Origin of the sequence: Streptomyces sp. sk2.1 (genome assembly GCF_008120935.1) — a bacterium.
Classification (GTDB): domain Bacteria; phylum Actinomycetota; class Actinomycetes; order Streptomycetales; family Streptomycetaceae; genus Streptomyces.
In genome coordinates this window covers 1-23,018 of the sequence record NZ_RDBO01000082.1, presented here as the reverse complement: position 1 = coordinate 23,018, position 23,018 = coordinate 1, and the positions used below count along the sequence as shown (strand labels likewise).

Here is a 23,018-nt window from a genome sequence, read left to right as displayed (position 1 = left end):
CCCGTCCGGCCCGTCCGTCGCCCCAGGGAGAGCCCATGGCGCTCTTGACCCGCCGAAACGTCGTCACCACCGCACTCGCCACCGCGGCCGCGAGCGCGGTACTGCCCTCGCAGCAGGCCGCCGCGTCCGGGGCGACGTCCCCGTCCCCGTCCGCACGCGCCCCCCGCACCCGGGCCCTGCGCAGGGCCCACGCGCACAACGACTACCTGCACCCGCGCCCGCTGCACGACGCGCTCGCGCACGGCTTCACCAGCGTCGAGGCCGACGTCTTCCTCGTGGACGGCGAGCTCCTGGTCGCCCATGAGCCCGCGGACCTCGACCCCGCCCGCACCCTCACCTCCCTCTACCTCGACCCGCTGCTGGCCAGGGTCCGGGCCAACCACGGCACGGTCCACCCCGGCCACCACGAACCCGTGCAGCTGCTGATCGACATCAAGACCGACGGGGTCGCGGCCTACCTCGAACTCGACCGGCAACTTCGGCGCTACCGCCGGATGCTGACCTCGTACCACCACGGCCGGGTGCGCCCCGGCGCGGTCACGCCCGTCATATCCGGCGACCGCGCCGCCCGCGCCCCGATGGAGGCGCAGCGCACCCGCCACGCCTTCTACGACGGCCGGCCCGAGGACCTGGAGGGCGCGGCCGACGCCTCGTTCGTCCCGCTCATCAGCAGCAGCTGGAGCGACGGTTTCGACTGGCTCGGCGCAGGCCCCTTCCCCGCGACCGAGCGGGACAAACTGCGCACACTCGTCACCACGGCCCACCGCGAGGGCCGACGCGTCCGTTTCTGGGCCACCCCCGACGCGCCGGGACCGGAGCGGGAGGCGGTCTGGACGGAGCTGCTGGCCGCCGGGGTGGACCACCTCAACACCGATGATCTGACCGGCCTGGAGCGTTTCCTGCGCACCCGCGACCGGGACGGCCGCGCGGGGTGACCCGTACCGGCGGCACACCGGACGCGCCGCCCCGGGCGTGACGTTCAGTCAACACCCGGATGGCGGACACGCCGGTGGTCCGGACGGCTCCTCCGCTGCGCCACACTGGCGGCCGAATGCCGCATTCCCGGCGCGGCGGAGGAGGTTGGCCATGGCCATTTCGATCTCACTGGTGCTGCTACTGCTGATCCTCGCGGTGATCTTTCTCCGCAACGGCGGCCTGAAGGTCTCGCACGCGCTGGTCTGCGCCCTGCTCGGATTCTTCCTCGCGAGCACGAGCATGGCGCCGGCCATCCAGGACAGCCTGGCGGCCACGGCCGACGTCGTCAGCAGTCTCAGCCCCTGAGCGGACCGGGCCCCGGATCGTGCGACGACCCGGGGCCCGGTGCGAACCGGACGGGAGGCCCCGGGCGCGGCGGGGTTCCACCGCCTCCGACGCACCCCCGCGGGGTCACTCGGCGGGCGTCGTCATCCGCGCCAGGGCCACGCCGCCGACGATCAGGGCGACCGCGGCCAGCCGTCCCGGGCTCACCGGATCGTGGTGGACGAGGACCCCCAGGGTGATGGCCCCGATCGCCCCGATGCCGGTGAACACCGCGTACGCCGTGCCCACGGGCAGCCCCTCCATGGACCGGGCGAGCAGGTACACCGCGCCGATCATGAGCAGGGCGCACACCAGGGTCGGCAGCGGCCGGGTGAAGCCCTGCGTCGGCTTGATGCTCTGCGACCAGGCGACCTCGACCAGCCCGGCCAGGATCAGCAGCAGCCAGCTCATCGCGGACCTCCGCCCAGTTCCCGGGCGGCCGCCAGGGCGGTCGCGCGCGACTCGTCGTGCTGTGCGCGGCGCGCGGCGAGCGCGGGATCGATCCGGGAGTTCACGAGTTCGGTCGCCAGGAAGACCGGGTCGTCGATCGCGAAGTGTCCCGACAGGAAGTCCCGCAGGTAGCGCTCCTGGTGGTCGTACGGTTCGCGCGGGGTGCCCGGACCGTAGGCCCCGCCCCGGGCGGAGGCGATCACGAAGCGGCGCCCCGCCAGTGACATCCGGGGGAACGTCACCTGATCGATCCACGCCTTCAGGGAGGCGGGGACGGAGAAGTTGTACATCGGGGTCGAGATCAGCACGACGTCGGCGGCGACCAGTTCGGCCAGCAGCGGACGCAGCACCTCCCAGGCCCGTGCCCGGGCCGGGGTGCGCACCGCCTCCTCGTACCGGTCGATGTCGGTGATGCCGTGCCGCAGGACGTGGTCGCAGAGCTCGGTCCAGGCCTCGTCGATCTGCGGCACCGGATCGGTGCGCAGGTCGCGGAGCACGTACGTGCCGTCGGGATGCGCGGCCCGCCAGGCGTCGGCGAAGGCGTCGCCGAGCTCGCGGCTGTGGGAGTCGCGGCGGGCGCTGGCGGCGACGTGCAGCAGTACGGACATGGGTACCCCCTGGGAAGCGTTAAGTGGACAGTGTGTCCGCTTGTCTCGACCAGGGTAACCGGACATCGTGTCCGCTTATTCCTGTACGGTGGGATCCATGGAACGCGCGGACGCGGCAAGGAATCGTGCCAAGGTGCTCGCCGCGGCCGACCGGCTCTTCGCCGCGGGGGATCCGCGCAGGGTGACGATGGATGCCATCGCCCGGGAGGCCGGTGTGGGGCGGGGCACGCTCTACCGGCGGTACCCCGACATCCCGTCCATCGCCATGGCGCTCCTCGACGAGCACGAGCGCGCGCTCCAGGAGAAGCTGCTGGGCGGGGAGCCGCCCCTGGGGCCGGGGGCCCCGCCCCCGCGGCGGCTGGCCGCTTTCTACGCCGCGATGACCGACCTGCTGGAGCAGCACGTCCATCTCACCCTGGGCGCCGAGTCCGGTTCCGCCCGGTTCGCCACCGGGGCGTACGGCTTCTGGCACGCGCATGTCCGCATGCTCGTCAGGGAGGCGGGGGTACCGGGCCCCGACGCCCTCGTCGACATCCTGCTGGCCCCCCTGGCGCCCGAGCTCTTCGCGTACCAGCGAGGCCGGGGCCGCGGCGTCGAGGAGATCAAGTCGGCCCTGCGCACGCTCGCCGAGCGGACGCTCGCCGGGTAGACGGGACGGGTGGGGCCGGGCGCGACCGCACCCGTCCCCACCCGTCGGTCACTGCTTCCAGCTCGCGGGCTGGCCGGGGTCGAGCGTGCGCCAGTGGGCGAGGACCTCGGGGTCCTGGGCGTCGAGCCAGTCGGTCAGTTCGCGGAAGGAGACGCAGCGGACCTCCTTGCGGGGGCAGACCTCGCGCATCGTGTCCTCGACGGCGTCCATGTAGATCCCGCCGTTCCAGTCCTCGAAGTGGTTCCCGATGAACATCGGCGCGCGGCTTCCGTGGAACACCCGCTCGAAGCCCGCGACGTACGAGTCACGGGCCTCCTTGCGCCAGGTCTGGTACTTCGCCGGGTCGCCCTCGGTGCTGCCCTTCGACTGGTTGTAGAGGAAGTTGAAGTCCATGGACAGCACCTGGAAGTCCTTGCCGGGGAACGGCAGCATCTGCAGCGGCAGGTCCCAGACGCCGTTCTTCTTCGACGGCCAGATCTGGAAGTCCCCCGGGGAGCTCGCGTCGTAGCGCCAGCCGAAGGGCTTGAGCGCGGACAGCAGGGTCTTCTGGCCCTCCAGGCAGGGGGCCCGGCCGCCGACGACCTCACGGGTGGGGTCGAACGGCAGCGGATCGAGGTCGGTGAAGCCGGTGTTGGTCTTCCAGTTCTGGACGAAGGAGTAGAACTGGCTGATCTCGCTGGTCCATTCGTCCTTGCTCCAGTCCCCGCCGCCCTTCTTCTCGCAGAAGTGGCCGTTGAAGTGGGACCCGATCTCGTTTCCCTCCCGCCAGGCGCCGCCGAGCTGCTCCAGCGTCGTGCGGATGTGCTCGCGCGTCGGGTACGAGATCGCGGCGGCCCCGGTCTCGTGCCGGGGCGGCCGGTAGAGGTTCCGCTTGTCCTTCGGGAGCAGGTAGATGCCGGTGAGGAAGAACGTCATGTGCGCGTTGCTCTCCTTCGCCACGCGGCGGAAGCGCGAGAACATCCGGTCGTCGCCCTCCAGCGCGCCGTCCCAGGAGAACACCACGAACTGGGGCGGCCGTTCGCCCGGCTTCAGGCGCTTCGCCTTCAGCCGGCCCGGCTGCGGTCCGGTGTAGGACGTGGAACCGTCCCCCAGGATCCTGACCTTGCCGTCCCACTTCTCGTCCTGCTCCTCCTTCTTGGCGTCGCGGACGTCCCGGCTGGTGGGGGTCGGTGCGGCGACGGTCCGGGTGCCCCGTTGCGGGTTCCGGTCGTCCCCGTCGTCGTCGGACATCAGCGGGACGAGGGCCGCGGAACCCGCCACCACGAGGCATGCGGCGATTCCCAGAACGACGCGGGGGGTGAGGCGGTCCCGTTTGCGGCGGGACGTGGATTTCGCTCTGGCTCTTGTCACTTCGTCACGGCTTCCGTGTAGGTTTTCCAGATCCGGGCCGGGAAGTCCCGGTCGCCCGCCGAGGCACCGCCCAGCCCCTTGAGCGGCAGGGGCGCGAGGCTCCGGTTCAGGTCCATGCGGTACACGACGACGGCGGTGGACGCGGCCGGGGTGTACCCGACGCGCCAGCGCGCGGTGTCGTCCCCGGTGGTGCCGTTCTTGACCGCGACCGGTCCGGCGGCGACGCCGTTCTTCCCGCCGTCGGACCGGGTGAGTGCCGCGGTGACCTCGTCGGCGACGTCGGACCGGACGGCGCGCCTGGGCTGCGGCAGGTCGAGCCGGACCTTCGTGCCGTTGCGGGTGACCCTGCTGACCGAGTACGGGTCCGTGTGCAGGCCGTGGGCCGCGAACGTGCCGTACGCGCCGGCCATGCGGATGGCGCTGGGGGTCGAGTTGCCCATCGCGAACGCCGGAACGGGCGGGCCGAAGCTCGACGCGAGCAGCCCCGACGCCTCCGCGGTGCTGCGGACCTGCTTCAGACCGGTGTCCATGCCGAGCTGGAGGAAGGGGGAGTTCACGGATTTGACCATGGCGTCGTGCAGGCTGATGCGGCCGTAGGAACGGTCGCCGTCGTTGTCGCCCTTGACCGTCTTCCCGCCGCGGTCCCAGTAGGGGCCCTCGGGGGTCGTGACCGGGATGTCGTCGTCGCCGTCGTACACCGTCGACGGGGTGATGGTGATGCGCGGACCGTTGCGCTCGCGCGTGATTCCGTGCTGGAGGCCGGCGGCGTAGACGAACGGGGTGAACGCCGAACCGGCCGGGACGGTGCTCGCGTTGGACTCGTTGAAGGCCTGGCGCTCGAAGTCGGGTCCGCCGTACACGGCGAGGATGCGGCCGTCCGGGGCGACGGTCGCGGCCCCGAAACGGACGTGCCGGTCCTCCTTGCGCCGCTTCGGGTCGAGCGCGTCGCGCGCCTCGCGCACGGACCGGGCCAGCGCGGTCGTCCGGGGCTTCTCGAACGTCGTGTAGATCTGGTAGCCGCCGAGGTCGAAGCGCGCGTCGGAGATGTGCCCGGCCCGTTTGGCGTACGACTCGGCGAGCTGGACGAGATAGCCGTTCTGCCCGTTCGTGCCGCTGGGTCCGTGCGGTGGCTTCGGGTCGGGGAAGGTGGTGTACTTCGCGCGTTCGGCCCGGCTCAGCCTGCCGATCTCCACCATGCGGTCCAGGGTCCACCGCCACCGCTCGACGGCCCGCGCGCGGTTGCGGGGGTTGACCGCCGGATCGTAGAGCGAGGCCCCCTTGAGCAGGGAGGCGAGGAACGCGCCCTCGCTGGCGTCGAGCTGGGTGACCTCCTTGCCGTAGTACGCCTGCGCGGCACGCTGGAGACCGTAGGTGCCGCGGCCGAACCAGCTGGTGTTCAGGTACTCCTGGAGGATCTTGTCCTTGCTCATGTTGCGGTCCAGCTTGACCGCCAGCAGCATCTCGGTGAACTTCCGCGAGAAGGAGCGGTCCTGCGTCAGATAGACGTTCTTGACGTACTGCTGGGTGATGGTGGAGCCGCCCTGGGTGTCCCCGTCACCGAGCGTGCGCCACAGCGCGCGGGTGAGCCCCTGGGCCGATATGCCGTGGTCGGAGTAGAAGTCCGCGTTCTCCGCCGCGAGCACGGCCCACCGCACGTGGTCGGGGATCTTCGACAGGGGCATCTCCTGGCGGCTCACCCAGCCGGTGCGGGCCATGGGGGTGCCGTCGGCCCAGTAGTAGACGGTGTCCTGCTGGGTGGCGAACGCGTTGAGGTCCTCGGGGATCTCGGTACGCGCGTAGGCGATGCCCACCACGGTCACCAGCGTCGCGGCGAACGTCAGTGACGAACCCAGGGCCAGCCGCCACGAGGGCACCCAGCGCCGCCAGCCGTGACGACCCGCACGCGGGTAGTCCGGCCTGCGCACCAGGCGGCCGCGCGGACGTCTCGCCTGCTTGCGGCGCCCCGTTCCCGGGGCCAGTGCCGCCCGCGCGGCCCGTCTCGTCCTGCCCCACATGTTCTGCTGCGTCATTCCGTCCAGCCATGGCAGTACGGGCCCGTCGCGCGTCGCGACGGTGCCTGTGCACGTGCAGTGGTCGTGTGTTTCGCCCCGTGGCTCCGCCACAGCAAAGGCCAAAGCATGACCGAGAGTTGCGTCGCGAAGTCACGTAAAGATAACAGGCCCTCGGGAGAGGGGGGCTCGGTTCCCTGTTTCCTCCGTCGGTGAAAGGTGCCGCGCGGCCGCCGCGCGCCTTCGGCGGCACCGGAACGCCATGGCGCTCGAACCGGCCAATTCGGCGGCCCGCCCCGCCGCCGCCCCGCGGGAGAACCGTCCCGCGCCGGTGTTCGCACCGGGCCCCGGGCGGTCCGCCGAGTCCGGCTGATGAGACGTCAAGCCAGCTTCTGGCCAAGAGTGTTGAGGGGCGCGAACGGTGCCGTGGTGACACCGGGAATCTCGCGCATAAGGTCTGGAACGCGCAGCGAGCCCGGCCGGCCGGTCCATCGGAATGGTCAACGACGTCCCGTACAGGGAGAAGCAGTGTCACGTGTCGAACCCGTCCTGACGCGGGCCCTTTTCCGGACTCCCTTACTCCGCCTGGACGTCGCCCACCGGGGCCGCGTGCGACGTCTGGGACTGAAACTCGAATCGCGCGGCCCCACCGGATCGGTGAAGGACCGCAGCGCCGTCGGACTGCTGCGGGCGCTGCACGACGAACGACCGCTCACCCCGGGCACGGTGGTGGTGGAATCCACCTCCGGCAACCTCGGCCTGGCCCTGGCCAGGATGCTGCCCGAAATCGGCTGCGACTTCCTCGCGGTGGTCGACCCGAAGACCCCGCACGCCACCCGCCGCATGCTCACCGACCGGGGCGCCCGGGTCCTCGTCGTCGACGAACCCGACGGCCGGGGCGGATACCTGCTCAGCCGGCTGCGCCGGGTGCGCGAACTGTGCGCGGACAACCCCGGATACCGCTGGCCCGACCAGTACGAGAACTGGGCCGCCCCCGACATCCACCGCCGCGTCACGGGGCCCGAGCTCACCGGGCAGGCCGGAGCGGACCTCGGCGCCGTCTACGTACCGGTCTCCACCGGCGGCACCCTCGCCGGCATCGGCGCGCACCTGCGCGAGCACCGGCCCGACGTCGCCGCGGTCGCCGTGGACGTACGCGGCTCACTGGCCGTCGCGGGCAGCGCGGGACGCCGCCTGATACCGGGCATCGGGGCCAGCCGGCCGTCCGCCTTCCTGGCCGCGCCGCACAGCTACGACCGCGCCGTGCACGTCGACGACATCGAGGCGATCGCCGTCTGCCGGATCCTCGTCGAGGACGTGGGGCTCGCCCTCGGCGGCTCCAGCGGCTGCGCCGTGCGCGCCATGCTGGCCGACCGGGAGGACGACGGCCCCGACGACCGGCTCTCGGTGTGCCTGGCCGCCGACGGCGGCGGCAAGTACCGCGACACCCTCTACTCCGACGACTGGGCGACAGAACAGGGCGTGGCCAAGGAGATCACCGCCGCTGTGGAACACCTGCGCAGTGAAGGGCTCTTCTTCGACCGAAAGCACCAGGAGCACTGAACATGGGCACCAGCACCACCCTCGACCGACGGCGGACGGACCGCGGCCACCGGCAGTACCTGCCGCTGGTGCAGGGCGCCACGCTGATCGAGTGGACCGGAACGGGACTGTTCCTCGCCGTCTCGACCATCTACTTCGTCAAGGTCGCCCACCTCAGCACCTCGGCCGTCGGCACCGGCCTCACCATCGGCGGTGCCGTCGCCGTCGCCACCGCCGTGCCCGTCGCCCGGCTGGCCGGACGCTTCGGACCGAAGCCGGTGCTGATCGGCGTGATGCTGCTGCGCGCCCTGGCCACCGTCGGCTACCTGTGGGTCGACGGCTGGTGGAGCTTCCTCCTCGTGGTCGCCGTCGTCGCCGTCACCGAACAGTCCTCGCCCCCGCTGGTGCAGGCGTACGTCGGCGCGCGGACCCCGCAGAACCTGCGCGCGAAGGTGATGGCCGTCCAGCGCACCGTCGTCAACCTCGGCATCAGCCTGGGCGGACTCATCGCCGGAGTCGCCCTGGGTTCCGGCGCCCCCGGGGCCTTCCGGCCGCTGCTGATCGGCGGCGCGCTCGCCTACGTGCTGGTGGCCGCGGTGTACGCCACCGCACGGAGCGAGGAGGTCGGGGAGACCGTCCGCAGCACCGGGGTGGCGGCGCTGCTGAAGGACCGCCGCCTGCTGGGCTTCACCGCGTACAACGCGCTGGTGTCGCTCTGGATGCCGGTGCTCAACGTGGCCTTCCCGCTGTGGCTCGTCACCGAGACGGACGTGCCGGAGCGCTACGTCGGCATCCTCTACGCCGTCAACACCGTGCTGTGCATCGCCCTCCAGTACCCGCTCAACCGCTGCTACGGCACACCGCGCCGGGCCTGGCTCTCGTACGCGGCCGCGGCGCTGCTGCTCGGCGGCGGCGCCCTGGCCTTCGCCGCCGCGCCCGGTCTCGCGACCCGGGAGGCGCTGCTGGTGCTCGCCGCCGCCGTCGTCCTGCTGACGTTCGCCGAACTGCTCCAGGTCGGCGCCTCGTGGACCCTCTCCTTCGACCTGGCGCCGGAAGGGGCGCGCAGCGCGTACCTGGTGCTGTTCAACACCAGCCGCACCGTGGCCAACCGGGTCGCGYGACCGGTGCTGATGACCGGGGTCGTCCTCGCCCTGGGCACGGCCGGCTGGATCGCGCTCGCCCTGGTGCTGCTGCTCGGCGCGCTCGTCCCCTTCGTGATGCTCCGGGAGCCGCACGGCACCGGCCACTGACCACCCCCGCACCACCCCGACCGCCCCTCTCGCCAAGGAGTTCCGCCCGTCATGGACTTCGAGCACTACCCCGACAGCCACTTCCGCTACCTGACCCGCGCGGACGTCATCGAGGCCGCCCGCGACGTGGACATCGTGGAGGCGGTGGCCCAGGCGCTCCGGCTGCACGCCGCCGGACAGACGGTCCTCCCCGAGGAGGCGTACCTCGGCTGGACCACCCCGCAGGGCGACCCGGCCAGACTGCTGGCCATGCCCGGCGCCCTGACCAGGGACGGGCGGCCCCCGGTCGTCGGGATGAAGACGATCAACGCCTCGATCGGCAACCCGGAACGCGGAATGCCCCGCTCCCAGGGCTTCACCCTGCTCCTCGACCCCGAGACCGCCCGCCCGCTCGCCCTGATGGAGGCCGCCTACATCAGCGCGATGCGCACCGCCGCGGTCACCGCGCTCGCCGTGCGCCACCTCGCGGTGGAACGCCCGCGGCGGCTGGCGCTCCTCGGCTGCGGCGCACTCGCCCAGGCGCACGCGGCACTGCTGCTGCGCACCGTGCCCACCCTGCGCCGCATCACGCTGTACGACGTGGCGCCCGACCGCGCGAAGTCCGCCGCCCACCGCATCGCCTCGCTGCCCGGCGCGGCGGACGTCGAGACGGTGGTCGCCGACGGCCCGCGGGAGGCGGTACGGGACGCCGAGGTCGTCGTGCCCGTCACCACCGTGACCCGGGGCTACATCGAACCGGACTGGCTGCGGCCCGGCACGCTCGTCTGCCACGTCTCGCTGGACGACCTCACCGAGGCGGCGGTGCTCGCGGCCGGCACGGTGCTCGTCGACGACTGGAGCCTGGTCCGGGACGACCCGCGCCGGCTGCTCGGCCGGATGCACCGGGCGGGCACCCTGCTCGGCCCCGACGGCACCCCCAGGGAAGGAGTCACCGCCCGCCCCGGGGCCCGCCGCGTCGACGGAACGCTCGGCGACGTGCTCACCGGAGGACACCCCGGCCGCCGCGACCAGGACGAGATCGTGATCAGCAACCCGTTCGGGATGTCCGTCCTGGACGTCGCCGTGGCCGACCGCATCCACGCCCACGCCGAGGCCGCCGGTCTCGGCGCCCGGCTCACGCTCTGAGGGGGAACCGTGACGATCGATCCGAACATCCAGGAGATCAACCGCACCATGTGGTCGTACGGCGAGTACCGGCACGTCGCCGACCTGCTGCGGCCCGGCGCCGTCGAACTGGTCGACCGGCTCGCCCCCGCCCCGGGCACCGCCCACCTCGACGTCGCCACCGGCAACGGCAACGTCGCGCTGCTGTCCGCCCTGTGCGGCTCCGTGGTCACCGGGCTGGACCTCACCGACGAGTTCTTCCCCGACGCGCGCGAACGGTTCGCACAGGCCGGCGTCCAGGTGGACCTGCGCCGCGGCGACGCCCAGGAACTCCCCTTCGCCGACGCCTCGTTCGACCTGGTGACCTCCACCTACGGCATCCAGTTCGCCCCCGACCACACCGCCGCGGCCGGAGAGATGGCCCGGGTGCTGCGGCCCGGCGGCCGGATCGGCATGTGCAACTGGACGGCCCGCAGCTGGACCGCGCACTTCCAGGCGATCCTCTCCGCCTACTTCGCCTCGCCCAACGGACACCAGGGACAGCCCATGCTGTGGGGGTCGCCGGACTACCTCGGCGAACTCCTCGGCCCCGGCTTCACCGTCACGGCCGAGCGCCGCGAACTCTTCTACCCCTTCGGCACGGCCGACGACCTGGTCACCTTCTTCGAGAACTGCTTCGGCCCCTGCATCGCGGCCCGGAACACCATCTCGCCGCCCTCGCGGTGGAAGGAACTGCGGGCGGAGATGGCCGAGATGACCGAGGACTTCCACACCACCGACGAACGGGGCACCGGCGTGCCCGTCGAGTACCTGCTCGTCGTCGCGGAGAAGAAGGAGGACCGGTGACCGGCGTGCCCGAGCGGTACCCGGTGCTCCCGTTGGCGCCGGGCGCGCGCGAACGCGCCCGCGCCACGGCACTGACCCGCGACGAACCGTACGAACTGGGCGAAGGAGTCCACTCCTACGTCGAACGGCACGCCGCCGAGCACCCGGCCAGGACCGCGATCGACGACGGCCGGACGGCCGTCGGATACGCCGAGCTGGCCGACCGCGCGCGCCGCACCGCCGCGCGGCTGGCGGCCGAGGGCGTCTCGCCGGGGCGGATCGTCGCCGTCGGCGGACGGCGCGGCACCGACGTCGTCACGGCCTTCCTCGCGCTGGAACTGCTCGGCGCCGTCTACCTGCCGGTCGACGCGGGCTGGCCCGCCGCCCGCGTCGAGTCCCTGCTCACCGACAGCGGCGCGGTCCTCGCCCTGGTCACCGGCGGACCGGCGGACACCGGGGAAATGGTCAAGGGCGCCCGCGCGGCCGGAGTACCCGTCACGGCACCGGAACCGGCGGACGCCCCGTACACCCGGACGACCCCCATGGCCCCCGACGAGATCCGCTACGTCCTCTACACCTCGGGGTCGACCGGCCGCCCCAAGGCCGCGATCGTCGAGCACCGGGGCATGCTCAACCACCTGTGGGCCAAGGTCGACGACCTCGGGCTGACCGCGGACGACCGGCTGGCCCAGACCGCACCGCTGGGCTTCGACATCTCCGTCTGGCAGATGCTCGCCCCGCTGCTCGTCGGCGGCCGGGTGCAGATCTTCGACGACGAGCGGGCCCAGGACGGCGCCCTGCTCCTGACGGAACTGCGCGAACGCGGAACCACGGTGCTGGAGACCGTGCCCACCCTGATCCGCTTCCTCCTCGACGCACGGGAGAGCTCGGACCTCGGGCCCGGCGCACTGCGCTGGATGATCGCCACCGGCGAGGAACTGCCGCCCGCCCTGGCCCGGCGGTGGCACGACACCCTGCCCGACGTCCGGCTGCTCAACGCGTACGGCCCCACCGAGTGCTCGGACGACGTCACCCACGCCGTGCTCGGCCCGCCCGCCGACGGAGTGCGCCACCTGCCGATCGGATCACCCATCGGTAACGCCGAACTCCACGTGCTGCGCGAGGATGACGGGCAGTGGCACGCCTGCGAGCACGGGGAGGCGGGAGAACTGTTCGTCGGGGGAGTCGTCGTGGGCCGCGGCTACCTGGGCGACCCGGAGCGCACCGCCCGGGCCTTCTTCACCGACCCCTTCGGCGACGGCGAAGGACGTCTCTACCGCACCGGCGACGCCGTACGCGTGCTGCCGGACGGCCAGTTGGAGTACCTCGGCCGGGTCGACCGGCAGGTCAAGCTCGGCGGCGTACGCATGGAACTCGCCGAGATCGAGGCGGTGCTCGGCACCCACCCCGGCATCGCCGCCTGCGCCGTCACCGTCCACACCCCCGACGACACCGGCGCCCTGGTCGCCCGGGAGAGCGCCCACACCCCGGTGACCGCACCGTCGCCGCGGCTGGTCGCCTACGTCACCCCGGTCGGCGAGGAGATACCCCCGGAGGCGCTCCGCACCCACCTCGCCGAGCGGCTCCCCGCGCCGATGGTGCCCCGCACCTTCGTCGTCCTGCCCCGCATCCCGCTCACCCGCAACGGCAAGACGGACCACCGGGCCCTGCCCGCGCCGCCGCGCCGCGACCGCCCGGGGACCCGGCCGTACACCCCGCCGCGCGGCGCGGCGGAGAGCGCCGTCGCGGACCTCGTCGCCGAACTCCTGGGCACCGGACGGGTCGGCCGGGACGACAGGTTCCTGGAGCTGGGCGGCGACTCGCTGCTGGCCATGCGCCTGGTCGCGGCACTGCGCCGGACGGGATCGGCCGCGGGCCTGCGCGACGTGCTGCGCGACGGCAGCCCCGCCGCGCTCGCCGCCCTCGGCCGCGAGAAACGGCAACCGGCAGGCGCCCCCGCCGGGCCGCCCCGGGACCGGCCGCGGACCCGGCCGCTCACCCCGCAGCAGGCCGGGGTCTACTTCCACTGGCGGCTCGACCCGCTCAGCCCCTACTACAGCTACCAGGGGTCCCTGGAACTCGACGGCCCCCTCGACACGGCACGGCTGGCGCGGGCCTGGCACCTGCTGCTCGGGGAGAACCCGCTGCTGCTCGCCCGGTTCCACGAGACCGACGGGGCGGACGGGCAGGAAGTGGTGCACCACTACCCGCACTGGGAGGTGCCGCTGCCCGGCCGCGCCCGGGACGTCACCGCGGACGAGTTCCGCGCCGAGGCCGCCCGGGAGGCGGCCCGGCCCTTCGACCTCCTCACCGAACCGGCCCTGCGGACCGAACTGTTCCGCCTGCCCGGCGGACAGCACCGGCTCCTGGTCACCATGCACGAACTGCTCCTCGACGGCTGGGGCGCCACCGTGCTCTTCCAGCGCCTCGCCGAACTGTACGAACGGCCTCCCGCCGGACCCGACCCCGAACGCGCCACCCGGTACGACCGCTACCTGGACCACCTGACGGAGCTGCTGGCCACCGAGGAGGTGGCCGAGGCGGGGGAGTACTGGCTCGACCGGCTCTCCGGGGACCTCCCGGTGCTGCGGATCGCGCAGAAGCAGCGGCCCGTCGCACCCACCTACCGGGGCGAGATCACCGAGGCGGTCCTCGACGAGTCCCTGTCCCGGCGACTGCGCGCCACCGCGCTGGCCGCGTCCGCCACCGCGTTCGTACCGCTGTTGGCCGCCTACGCACTCGCCCTGAGCTACTACGGCGACACCGACGAGGTGATCGTCGGCGCCCCGATGGCGGGCCGGGAACGGCCGGAGACCGCCGAGGTGCCGGCCTTCGTGCTCGCCATGCTGCCGCTGCGGCTGCGCGTCGACCCGGCCGCGACCCTGGAGGAGTTCGCCGCACAGGTGCGGGAGACGGTGTACGAGGCGTACGCCGCGGCCGACCACCCCTTCGGCTGGACACTGCGACGGCTGCCCGCCGCGACCCGCAGCTCGTCGGCGACCCCGGTCTTCCAGACCATGCTCAACATGCTGCCGTACCCGGCACGCGTCACCACCGCGTCGGACGTCACCTTCCGCTTCGTCGAACTCGACACCGGATACACCAAGTACGACTGCGCCCTCTACGTCCAGCCGCACGGCCCGGACCGGCTGCTGTTGCAGTACGCCTACCAGCAGGAACTGCTCGACGCCCCGGCCGCCCGCAACGTACTGCAATCCACCCTGATCGCGCTGCGGGCCCTCACCGACCCGGAGCGCGCGCGGCACACCACCGTCCGTTCCCTCGATCTGCTGCCCGGAGACGATCACCGATGACCCCGCCGACCCTGCTGGAACTCTTCGCCGAACAGGTCGAGGCCCGACCCGGGGCCGTGGCCCTGCGCCACGCCGGCACCGACGTCACCTACCGCGAACTCGACGAGTGGAGCGGCCGGCTGGCCGCCCGGCTCGTCGCCAGGGGCACCGGCCCCGGCTCGCTGGTGGCCCTCGCCGCCCAGCGCGGCCCCGCCGCCGTCGCCGGAGTCCTCGCCGTGCTGAGGACCGGCGCCGCCTACCTCGGGCTGGACCCCGCCACCCCCGTGCGACGACAGCGCCGGATGGTGGAGGAGACCGGGCCGCACTGCGTGCTGGCCGAACCCGGACTCGACCGGTTCCCCACCCTGGACGCCCCCCGCGTCACCCTCGCCCCCCTCACCGAGGGACCGCTGCACCGGGCGCCCGAGCAGGAGCCCGACGACGACGCGCTGTTCCACGTCGTCTACACGTCGGGGACGACCGGAAACCCCAAGGGCGTGCGCATCAGCCACCGTTCGGTCCGCGGCCGGCTGGAGTGGATGTGGCGGGACCACCCCTTCCCCGCGGACGCGGTGCTCGCCGTCCAGAAGTCCCTCGCCCTGGTCGCCTCGCCCTGGGAACTGCTGGGCGGACTGCTGAAGGGCGTCCCGTCCGTGGTGCTCGGCACCGACGAACTCCTCGACCCGGTGCTGTTCGCCGCCGCCGTCGAGCAGGAACGGATCACCCACCTCTTCCTGACCCCGCAACTGATCGCCGGACTCCTGGAGGAGAGCGCGAAACACCCCGGCGGACACCGGCCCGCGCTGGTCACCAGCGGCGCCGACACCCTGCCCGTGGCCACCGTCCTGCGCTTCCGCGAGGTCTGGCCCGACGCCACCCTGCTCAACCTCTACGGCATGACGGAGACCGCCTCCAACGTCGCTTCCTACGACACCGCCGCACTGCCGGCCGACGCCGAACGCGTCCCCGTCGGCAGCCCCGTCGCGGGCGCCTCGCTCTCGGTCCGCGACCGGCTCGGCCGGCGGCTGCCGCCCGGCGTGACCGGCGAGGTGTGGGTCTCCGGACCGCCCCTGGCCCTCGGCTACGTCGGCGGCGACGGCGACGGCCGGTTCGTCACGGACGACACCGGGGCGACGCACTACCGGACCGGCGACCGGGGCCGCCTGCTCCCGGACTCGGCACTGGAGATCACCGGCCGCACCGACAACCAGATCAAGATCCGCGGCTACCGCGTCGAACTGGAGGAGATCGAGGCCACCCTGCGCAAGGCGCCCGGCGTCACCGACGCGGGCGCGTACGCGCAGAGCGCGGACGACGGGACGAGCATCGTCGCCTGCCTCACCTCCGACGAGGAGACCGACCCCGCCGCACTGCGCGCGTACCTGCGCGACCGGCTGCCCGACTACATGCTGCCCGCCCGCGTCCAGCAGCTCCCGCACCTCCCGCTGAACACCAACGGCAAACTGGACCGCGCCGCCCTGCGCACGCTCGTCGCGGGCATCGGACAGGAACGGACGAGCGGATTCACCCCGGCCGACGACACCGAGGCCGCCGTCGCCGCCCTCTGGCAGGAACTGCTCGGCGCACCGCCCGCCTCGGCGGACCAGAACTTCTTCGACGCCGGGGGCCACTCCCTGCTCGCCGTGCGGCTCGCCAACCGGCTCGCGGGCACGGCGGGCCGCCGGGTACCGCTGCGCCGCATCCTCGGCGCGCCCACCGTCACCGCCATCGCCGCCCTGTGCCGCGAGATCCGGCAGGAGGAGCAGATATGACCGGCCCCTGGCTGAGCGTGCCGGACGAGCGGTCGCGGTCCACCCCGGCCACCACCCTCGCCGTCTGCTTCGCACCCACCGGCGCCCACGGCTCCTCGTTCGCGCCGTGGCACGGCCGCCTCCCCGAGGACACCGCCCTCGTGCTCGTCACACCACCGGGCCGGGGCAGCCGCGTCGAGGAGGAACCCGTCACCGACATGGCGGTCTACGCGGACGCCGTGGCGGCCGGGATCCGCGAACTGCGCGGCGGGCGGCGGCTGGTGCTGATCGGCGTCAGCCTCGGAGCGCTGCTGGCGTACGAGACGTGCCGCCGACTCCTCGACGCCGGGGTGCCGGTCGCGCGGCTGTGCGCGGTGGCCGGGCAGTGCCCCGGCGACTTCGACGGCCACGGCCACGACGTCACCGTCGAGGACGCCCGTGCCTTCGTCGTCGGGACCGGACTGACCGACCCGGAGCTGCTGGCGGACCCCGAGTTCGAGGAGGTGCTGCTGCCGCCGGTGATCGCCGACCTCCGGCTGGCCGCGGGGTACGACGGCCGCCGGGGCCCCCTGCCGCAGGTCGACCTGCGCGCGGTGTGGGCCGCCGAGGACCCGCACGTGCCCGAGGTCACCGTGCGCCGCTGGGCCGAGTGGACCCGCGGTACGTGCACCATGGCGTCCGTCGAGGGCGGCCACTACGCCCACCGGGAGAACCCGGCGGCGGTCGTCTCCGCCTGCCTGGACGGCCTGCCGGGAAGCGGACCGTCACGCCGCTCGGTGCTCGGCGCCGGGGCGACGGCGGTGGCGGGCACCGTGCTGGGAATCGGCGCGGTGGCGTCGGTGCCGTCCGGGGCGCGGGCCGCCACCGCCACCACGACGGGGGACGCGCTCTTCGACGGCGACCCCACCGACCCCGTGGACCTGGCCGTGGCCATGATCCGGCAGAACACCAGCAACCCCGGTGACGGCGCGATCACCCTGCCGCTCGCCCGGATGCTCCAGGACGTCTTCCGGTCCGCCGGTGTCGACACCGAGATCGTGCCCACCCCGAAGGAGGGCAACGTCCACTTCTTCGCCCGCGTGCCGGCCGACGGCCCGACCCGCAAGGAGCCGCTGGTCCTGCTCGGCCACTCCGACGTGGTGCCCGCCATCGGCGACACCTGGAGGACCGACCCCTTCGCGGGCGAGATCGAGGACGGCAAGCTGTACGGCCGCGGCTCGCTCGACATGAAGGGCGTCAACGCAGCCTTCGTCGCCGCCCTGCTGCGCCACGTCCGCGAGGGCACGGTCTTCGACCGCGACATCGTCTTCTGGTCCGACTGCGACGAGGAACAGGGCCCCTACGGCGTGCGCTGGTTCCTCACCGAGCACCCCGGCAGGGTGGCGGCGGGCGCGGTCGTCACCGAGGGCGGCTGGGTGCTCAACCAGCGCGACGGCACGACGCCCATGATCGCCTCGCTCACCTGCAACGACAAGCGCTCCCTGCTGCTGCGCCTGGAGACCTCCTCCTACGCCACCCACACCTCCAAGCCGTTCACCGGACAGGCGGTGGTCCGGCTGGGCGAGGTGCTCGACCTGCTGGGGGAGTGGCGCGCCCACATCCGCCCCAACGCGCTGTCCCGGCGGTACTTCGCGGAGCTGGCCGAGGCCACCACCGACCGGCCGTTCGCCGAGGCGCTGAGGGAGATGCTCGACGCCCGAACGGAGCAGCAGCGGGACCGGGCGGGCGAGGCGGTGGTGCGGCTCAGCGAGACCCCGGAGCTGCACAACGCGATGCTGCGGACCACGCTCGCCTTCACCGCGGCGCAGTCCGGCTACTACCCGAGCATCGTGCCGGGCACCGCGACCGCGGACTTCCGGGCCGCCTTCCTGCCGGGGGCCGAGGACCCCGGACGCACCGTCGCCGAACTGCGCTCGCTGATCGGCAACCGGGCGACGCTGACCGTCGTCGGGAACCCGGGGGAGAGCGAGCAGCAGGCACTGGACCGGCTGCGCGGTTATCTGGCCACGCCCGACTCCGACCACGACACGGACGTCTTCCGTGCCTGGCAGGACGCCGTGCGCCGGACCCATCCCGGGGTACGGGCCACCCCCTGCCAGTTCGAGGCCGTCACCAGTGCCGTGCCGTTCCGGGAACAGCGGGTGCCCGTGTACGGCATGTACCCGTTCACCGTGAACCGGGACATGCTCAAGCGCATGCACGGCACCGACGAGCACATCGGGGTCGAGGCGCTGCGACAGGGCACCGAGACCGTCTACCAGCTCCTGGCCGGACTGCGCGCGGGGGACTGAGCCCGGACGCGCCGTGCGGACGTACCCGGCCGGGCACGCCCGCACGGCGCCGTCGGACCCGTCATCCCACGCTGACCCAGTCGAGGGTGCGCTCCACCGCCCGCTTCCAGTTCGCGTAGCCCTCCGCCCGCCGCTCGTCGCTCCACTGCGGTTCCCAGCGCTTCGACTCCTGCCAGTGCTCACGCAACTCGCCCTGGTCCTGCCAGAACCCGGTGGCCAGCCCGGCCGCGTAGGCGGCACCGAGCGCCGTCGTCTCGGCGACGACCGGCCGGCTGACGGGGACACCGAGGACATCGGCCTGGATCTGCATGCACAGGTCGTTGGCCGTGACCCCGCCGTCGACCTTGAGCACGTCGAGGTGGACCCCGGAGTCCTGCTCCATCGCCTCCACCACGTCCCGGCTCTGGTAGCAGATGGCCTCCAGGGTGGCCCGCGCCAGATGGCCGTTGGTGTTGTACCGGGCCAGGCCGACGATGGCGCCCCGCGCGTCGGAGCGCCAGTACGGGGCGAAGAGGCCGGAGAAGGCGGGCACGAAGTACATCCCGCCGTTGTCCTCGACCGTCCGGGCGAGGTGTTCGCTCTCGCGCGCGTTCGAGATGATCTTCATCTGGTCCCGCAGCCACTGCACCGCGGAGCCGGTGACCGCGATGGAGCCCTCCAGGGCGTAGACCGCCGGGCTCTTCCCGAACCGGTAGGCGACCGTGGTGAGGAGCCCGTGCCGCGACCGGATGAGCTCGGTGCCGGTGTTGAGCACGAGGAAGTTGCCGGTGCCGTAGGTGTTCTTCGCCTCGCCCGGTTCGAAGCACACCTGCCCCACGGTGGCCGCCTGCTGGTCGCCGAGCACCCCGGTGATCGGGATCGCGGCCCGCAGGGGGCGGGAGGTGCGGGTGCAGCCGTACGCCTCCGGGTCGGAGGAGGGATTGATGGCCGGGAGCATCGCGCGGGGGACGCCGAAGATGTCCAGCAGCTCGTCGTCCCAGTCGAGCGTCTCCAGGTTCATCAGCATCGTCCGGCTGGCGTTGGTCACGTCGGTGGCGTGGATGCCGCCGTCGGGGCCGCCGGTGAGGTTCCACAGCACCCAGCAGTCGGTGTTCCCGAACACCGCGTGCCCCTGCTCCGCCGCCTCGCGGACCCCCTCGACGTTGTCGAGGATCCACTTGATCTTCCCGCCGGAGAAGTACGTGGCCGGGGGGAGCCCCGCCTTGCGCCGGATGACCTCGCCGTGGCCCTCGTTCTCCAGGGCCTGGGCGATCGCGTCGGTACGGGTGTCCTGCCACACGATGGCGTTGCAGTACGGGCGACCGGTGCGCGGGTCCCATACGACCGTCGTCTCGCGCTGGTTGGTGATCCCGATGGCGTCGAGGTCCGTGGCGCTCAGTCCCCCGGTGCGCAGGGCGGTCTGCATCACCGAGTTGGTGCGCTCCCAGATCTCCACCGGGTCGTGCTCCACCCAGCCGGGGCGGGGCAGGACCTGTTCGTGCTCCAACTGGTGCTTGGCCACTTCGTTTCCGTCGTGATCGAAGATCATGAAGCGGCTGCTGGTGGTGCCTTGGTCCACCGCGCCGATGAAGTCCGCCATGGCGTGCTTCCTCTCCTGGGTCGGGCCGGTGAGCGAACCGGATGTCACTTCTCCGGTGGCAGGGGGAGACTTCCCTCCGGCTCCGGCTCCGCCGAGGGCAGGAACCGGGTGATGAAGGCCTTGTAGAAGAACGCCCCCACCAGACCGCCGATGAACGGGCCCACGATCGGCACCCAGAAGTAGAGGTTTCCGTACTGGTCCCGCCACGCCCCTCCGTAACCGGTGAGGAAGCTCGCGAGCCGGGGCCCGAGGTCACGGGCCGGGTTGATGGCGTACCCGGCGTTGGTGCCGAACGCCATGCCGATGGCCACCACGATGAGTCCCACGACGAACGGGCCGAGATTGGCGCCCGGCGGGGTGTTGAGGAGGTCGGTGACCGCGAAGATCAGCAGTACGAGGATCGCGGTGCCGATGACCTGGTCCCGGAAGGCCCCCCACTCGTGCACCGGGAGCGCGGTGTTCCCGTTGGCGGGCAGGGTGGAGAACACCGTCTGTGTCTTGATGGTGTGTCCGGGGTCGGCCGCCGCCAGCGCCTCCGTGTAGTTCCAGCGCACCAGCAGCGCCGCGACGAACGCGCCCGCGAGCTGGGCGAGGGAGTAGGGCGCCACCTTTTTCCAGGGGAAGTCCTTGAAGGCGGCGAGCGCGAGGGTCACGGCGGGATTGAGGTGAGCCCCGCTCAGCCGGCCCGCCACGTAGACGCCCAGGGTGACCCCGAGGCCCCAGGCCCAGGCGATGCTGTCGTGGTTCCCGAGGCCGCCCGGCGGGTCGGTGAGCGCACCGCCCGCGACGACCTGGGCGACGACGCCGCAGCCGAAGAGAATGAGGATCATCGTGCCGAGGAACTCCGCGGAGAGTTCCCCGGCGAGTCCCGACCGCTTGAGTCGCTCCATGGAGGATCTCGCTTCCTGTCGATTCACGACCTCTGCGGCATAGATCCACATATGAGCGTAGACGGGGGCAGTTGGATCCGCACTCGGTGATGGAACCCCCCGGCGCGCGCCGGATCGCGGTGCGGCCGGGGCGTGTTTCGGAAGCGGCGTCGTCCGCCCGGAGGGCGCCCCCGGGCGGACGGGACTCCCGGAACGCGCCCTATGGGCCGTCCACGTCGACGTGGTCGAAGAGCTTCACCATGTTGCCGAGCACCCGCACGCAGGCCGTCACCTCGGCATCGGTGAGATCCCCGCCCACCTGGCGCAGCAGGGACTGCTCGCGGGCGAGCGCGGCGGTGATCGCCGCCCGGCCGGCCGCGGTCGGCCGGACCAGTGACGACCGCTGGTGGGCCGGGTTGGGGACGACCTCGACGAGCCGCGCCGCCGCGGCGTCGTTGACCATGCGCTGCACGAACTGCCTGCTCAGCGCCTGTGCGCGCCCCATCTGCGGGACCGTCATGGGGCCGTTCTCGTGCAGCAGGTCCAGTACGGCGCGCACGCCGACGGACAGTCCCTCGATCGGGGCATTCTGTTCCACCTTGCGCTGCACGCGCCGGTAGAGCGGGCCCACCAGGGCGAAGACCTCCGTGAGTCGCCGGGCGAGCTCCTCGGGAGGCAGAGGGCGTTCGGATTCGGTCACCTGGACATCATGACACCTTGGTTGCCAAGCTGCCGGGGCAAATGGCACCTTGGTTGTCATGAATGCTGCTTCCGAACTGAGTTCCTTCGAGACCGGGGACGGCCCCCTCGTGTACCGCGACGCCGGGCGCGGCCCGCTGCTGGTGCTGCTGCACGGCGGCTTCCTGGACCACGGGATGTGGGACGACCAGGTGCCGGACCTCGCCCGGACCCACCGGGTGATCGTGCCGGACGCCCGTGGGCACGGCGGATCGTCCAACGCGAGCGAGCCGTTCCGGCACACGGACGACCTGGCCGCGCTGCTGCGCCGGCTCGACGCCGGGCCCGCCGTTCTGGCCGGGGTGTCGATGGGCGCGGCCACCGCGGTCGACACCGCGCTCGAACACCCGGACCTGGTCCGCGCGTTGGTCGTCAGCGGGGCGGCCACCAGTGAGCCCGAGTTCCACGACCCCTGGTCCGAGGAGGTCCTGGCCGCACAGGCCCGCGCCCTGGGCGAGGGTGACGTGGAGGGCTGGGTCGACGCCTTCATGCTCTTCGCCGCGGGCCCGCACCGCACGCTCGACGACGTGGACCGCACCGTCGTGCGGCGGCTGCGCGACATGACCTTCCGGACGCTGTCCAAGCACCGTGCCGACGAGCCGGACCTGCGCGTTCCGGTCCCCGGCACCTGGGCGCGGGCGGCGGGGATCGAAGTCCCGGTACTGGCCGTCCACGGCGGCATCGACTCGGCCGACCACCTCGCCATGGCCCGGCGCCTGGTGGAAACGGTCGCCGACGGGCGCGAGGCGACCGTCGAGGGCACCGCCCATTACCCCAACATGGAGCGGCCGGACGCCTTCGGCGGGATACTGCGCGACTTCCTGGCGGCCGTTCCCGCCGGATGACGCGGACGGCGGGTGCGGGCGGCGGGGCCCGCGGACTCAGCCGGCGGGGGAGGGCACCGCGTCATCGGCCCCCGCGACGGCCCGCGCCGGGGCGTCGTGCAGGCCCAGGCGCAGGTGTTCGACGTGGAAGAGGGCCTGGTCGAGCAGTTCGGCCACATGGTTGTCGTACAGGGCGTAGATCACCGAGCGGCCCCGGCGCTCGCCCGTGACCAGGCCGAGGTTGCGCAGCAGCCGCAGCTGGTGGGAGCAGGCGGACTGCTCCATGCCGACCGCGTCCGCGAGTTCCGTCGCGGGGCAGGGGCCCTCCTGCAGGCGGGCGAGGATGCGCAGCCGGGACGGAGTGGCGAGGGCCTGGAGGGTGGACGCCACGTCCGTGGCCCCCACCGCGTCGAGGCGCTCGCGCGCGGTGGCGGCAGTGTTCGCGTCAGCTCCGTGGCCCATGCGCTCATCCTACGGAGATGTATGCATGAATGAGTGTTCATGTGATCCTGTATGGTGCGGAGGTCGAACCGCTCCGCCCTCTCGCGTGGAGGATCACCGCCCATGTCTTTCACCCTCACCCGCCC

The 23,018-nt window shown here is 72.6% G+C and carries 19 protein-coding genes; 11 read left to right on the top strand and 8 right to left on the bottom strand.

Annotated features, from left to right (window positions below; genetic code table 11):
- Positions 1-35: 35 nt before the first annotated feature.
- Positions 36-935: a phosphatidylinositol-specific phospholipase C/glycerophosphodiester phosphodiesterase family protein gene (locus EAO76_RS36725; protein ID WP_148840570.1), complete on the top strand. Its 900-nt coding sequence runs from the start codon at positions 36-38 to the stop codon at positions 933-935.
- Positions 936-1,086: 151 nt separating this feature from the next.
- Positions 1,087-1,281 carry a hypothetical protein gene (locus tag EAO76_RS36720; RefSeq protein WP_148840569.1) on the top strand — a complete coding sequence of 65 codons (195 nt, stop codon included), beginning with the start codon at positions 1,087-1,089 and terminating at the stop codon, positions 1,279-1,281.
- A gap of 105 nt (positions 1,282-1,386) precedes the next feature.
- Here EAO76_RS36720 and EAO76_RS36715 read toward each other — a convergent pair whose 3' ends face one another.
- Entirely contained in the window at positions 1,387-1,710 is a 324-nt protein-coding gene (locus EAO76_RS36715; RefSeq protein WP_148840568.1) for a multidrug efflux SMR transporter, read from the bottom strand.
- On the bottom strand, positions 1,707-2,357 hold the full coding sequence (locus EAO76_RS36710; protein WP_148840567.1) for an FMN-dependent NADH-azoreductase: 651 nt from the start codon (positions 2,355-2,357) through the stop codon (positions 1,707-1,709). The genes EAO76_RS36715 and EAO76_RS36710 overlap by 4 nt, the downstream gene beginning before the upstream one ends.
- Positions 2,358-2,454: 97 nt before the next feature.
- Here EAO76_RS36710 and EAO76_RS36705 point away from each other — a divergent pair, with 97 nt between their 5' ends.
- On the top strand, positions 2,455-3,006 hold the full coding sequence (locus tag EAO76_RS36705) for a TetR/AcrR family transcriptional regulator (protein WP_187438930.1): 552 nt from the start codon (positions 2,455-2,457) through the stop codon (positions 3,004-3,006).
- 48 nt (positions 3,007-3,054) lie between these two features.
- Here the strand turns inward: EAO76_RS36705 and EAO76_RS36700 are convergent, their stop codons facing one another.
- Together EAO76_RS36700 and EAO76_RS36695 are read right to left on the bottom strand one after the other, a co-directional pair.
- Complete coding sequence (locus EAO76_RS36700) at positions 3,055-4,356, bottom strand: hypothetical protein (RefSeq protein WP_262376068.1); 1,302 nt, start codon at positions 4,354-4,356, stop codon at positions 3,055-3,057.
- The gene (locus EAO76_RS36695) at positions 4,353-6,386 is read right to left on the bottom strand and encodes a transglycosylase domain-containing protein (RefSeq protein WP_187438929.1); all 2,034 of its coding nucleotides are present in this window, start codon (positions 6,384-6,386) and stop codon (positions 4,353-4,355) included. The genes EAO76_RS36700 and EAO76_RS36695 overlap by 4 nt, the downstream gene beginning before the upstream one ends.
- A gap of 351 nt (positions 6,387-6,737) precedes the next feature.
- On the opposite strand from EAO76_RS36695, the gene EAO76_RS36690 reads away from it, so the two are divergent.
- From EAO76_RS36690 to EAO76_RS36660, 7 genes are read left to right on the top strand one after another with little or no spacing between them, the layout of a single operon-like run.
- A complete protein-coding gene (locus EAO76_RS36690; RefSeq protein WP_148840565.1) occupies positions 6,738-7,928 on the top strand; it encodes a pyridoxal-phosphate dependent enzyme in 1,191 nt (396 codons plus the stop codon).
- A gap of 2 nt (positions 7,929-7,930) precedes the next feature.
- On the top strand, positions 7,931-9,157 hold the full coding sequence (locus EAO76_RS36685) for an MFS transporter (protein WP_148840564.1): 1,227 nt from the start codon (positions 7,931-7,933) through the stop codon (positions 9,155-9,157).
- A 51-nt stretch (positions 9,158-9,208) separates the two neighbouring features.
- On the top strand, positions 9,209-10,282 hold the full coding sequence (locus EAO76_RS36680) for an ornithine cyclodeaminase family protein (RefSeq protein WP_148840563.1): 1,074 nt from the start codon (positions 9,209-9,211) through the stop codon (positions 10,280-10,282).
- Positions 10,283-10,291: 9 nt separating this feature from the next.
- Positions 10,292-11,107 (top strand): class I SAM-dependent methyltransferase, encoded by an 816-nt coding sequence (locus EAO76_RS45580; RefSeq protein WP_148840562.1) that lies wholly within the window; start codon positions 10,292-10,294, stop codon positions 11,105-11,107.
- Positions 11,104-14,400, top strand: coding sequence for a non-ribosomal peptide synthetase (locus EAO76_RS36670; RefSeq protein ID WP_222872233.1), 3,297 nt, complete (start codon positions 11,104-11,106; stop codon positions 14,398-14,400). Before EAO76_RS45580 ends, EAO76_RS36670 begins: the two co-directional genes overlap by 4 nt.
- Complete coding sequence (locus EAO76_RS36665) at positions 14,397-16,151, top strand: non-ribosomal peptide synthetase (RefSeq protein ID WP_148840560.1); 1,755 nt, start codon at positions 14,397-14,399, stop codon at positions 16,149-16,151. Before EAO76_RS36670 ends, EAO76_RS36665 begins: the two co-directional genes overlap by 4 nt.
- Positions 16,148-18,421 carry a M20/M25/M40 family metallo-hydrolase gene (locus EAO76_RS36660; protein WP_148840559.1) on the top strand — a complete coding sequence of 758 codons (2,274 nt, stop codon included), beginning with the start codon at positions 16,148-16,150 and terminating at the stop codon, positions 18,419-18,421. The genes EAO76_RS36665 and EAO76_RS36660 overlap by 4 nt, the downstream gene beginning before the upstream one ends.
- A gap of 61 nt (positions 18,422-18,482) precedes the next feature.
- Here the strand turns inward: EAO76_RS36660 and glpK are convergent, their stop codons facing one another.
- From glpK to EAO76_RS36645, 3 genes are all read right to left on the bottom strand, one after another.
- Positions 18,483-20,000, bottom strand: coding sequence for a glycerol kinase GlpK (gene glpK, locus EAO76_RS36655; protein ID WP_148840558.1), 1,518 nt, complete (start codon positions 19,998-20,000; stop codon positions 18,483-18,485).
- A gap of 44 nt (positions 20,001-20,044) precedes the next feature.
- A complete protein-coding gene (locus EAO76_RS36650) occupies positions 20,045-20,890 on the bottom strand; it encodes an MIP/aquaporin family protein (RefSeq protein WP_148840557.1) in 846 nt (281 codons plus the stop codon).
- A 199-nt stretch (positions 20,891-21,089) separates the two neighbouring features.
- A complete protein-coding gene (locus tag EAO76_RS36645; RefSeq protein WP_148840556.1) occupies positions 21,090-21,569 on the bottom strand; it encodes a MarR family winged helix-turn-helix transcriptional regulator in 480 nt (159 codons plus the stop codon).
- A 58-nt stretch (positions 21,570-21,627) separates the two neighbouring features.
- Between EAO76_RS36645 and EAO76_RS36640 the strand changes: the two genes are divergently transcribed.
- The gene (locus EAO76_RS36640; protein WP_148840555.1) at positions 21,628-22,452 is read left to right on the top strand and encodes an alpha/beta fold hydrolase; all 825 of its coding nucleotides are present in this window, start codon (positions 21,628-21,630) and stop codon (positions 22,450-22,452) included.
- 36 nt (positions 22,453-22,488) lie between these two features.
- Here EAO76_RS36640 and EAO76_RS36635 read toward each other — a convergent pair whose 3' ends face one another.
- Positions 22,489-22,893: a metalloregulator ArsR/SmtB family transcription factor gene (locus EAO76_RS36635; RefSeq protein ID WP_148840554.1), complete on the bottom strand. Its 405-nt coding sequence runs from the start codon at positions 22,891-22,893 to the stop codon at positions 22,489-22,491.
- Positions 22,894-23,018 lie beyond the last annotated feature (125 nt).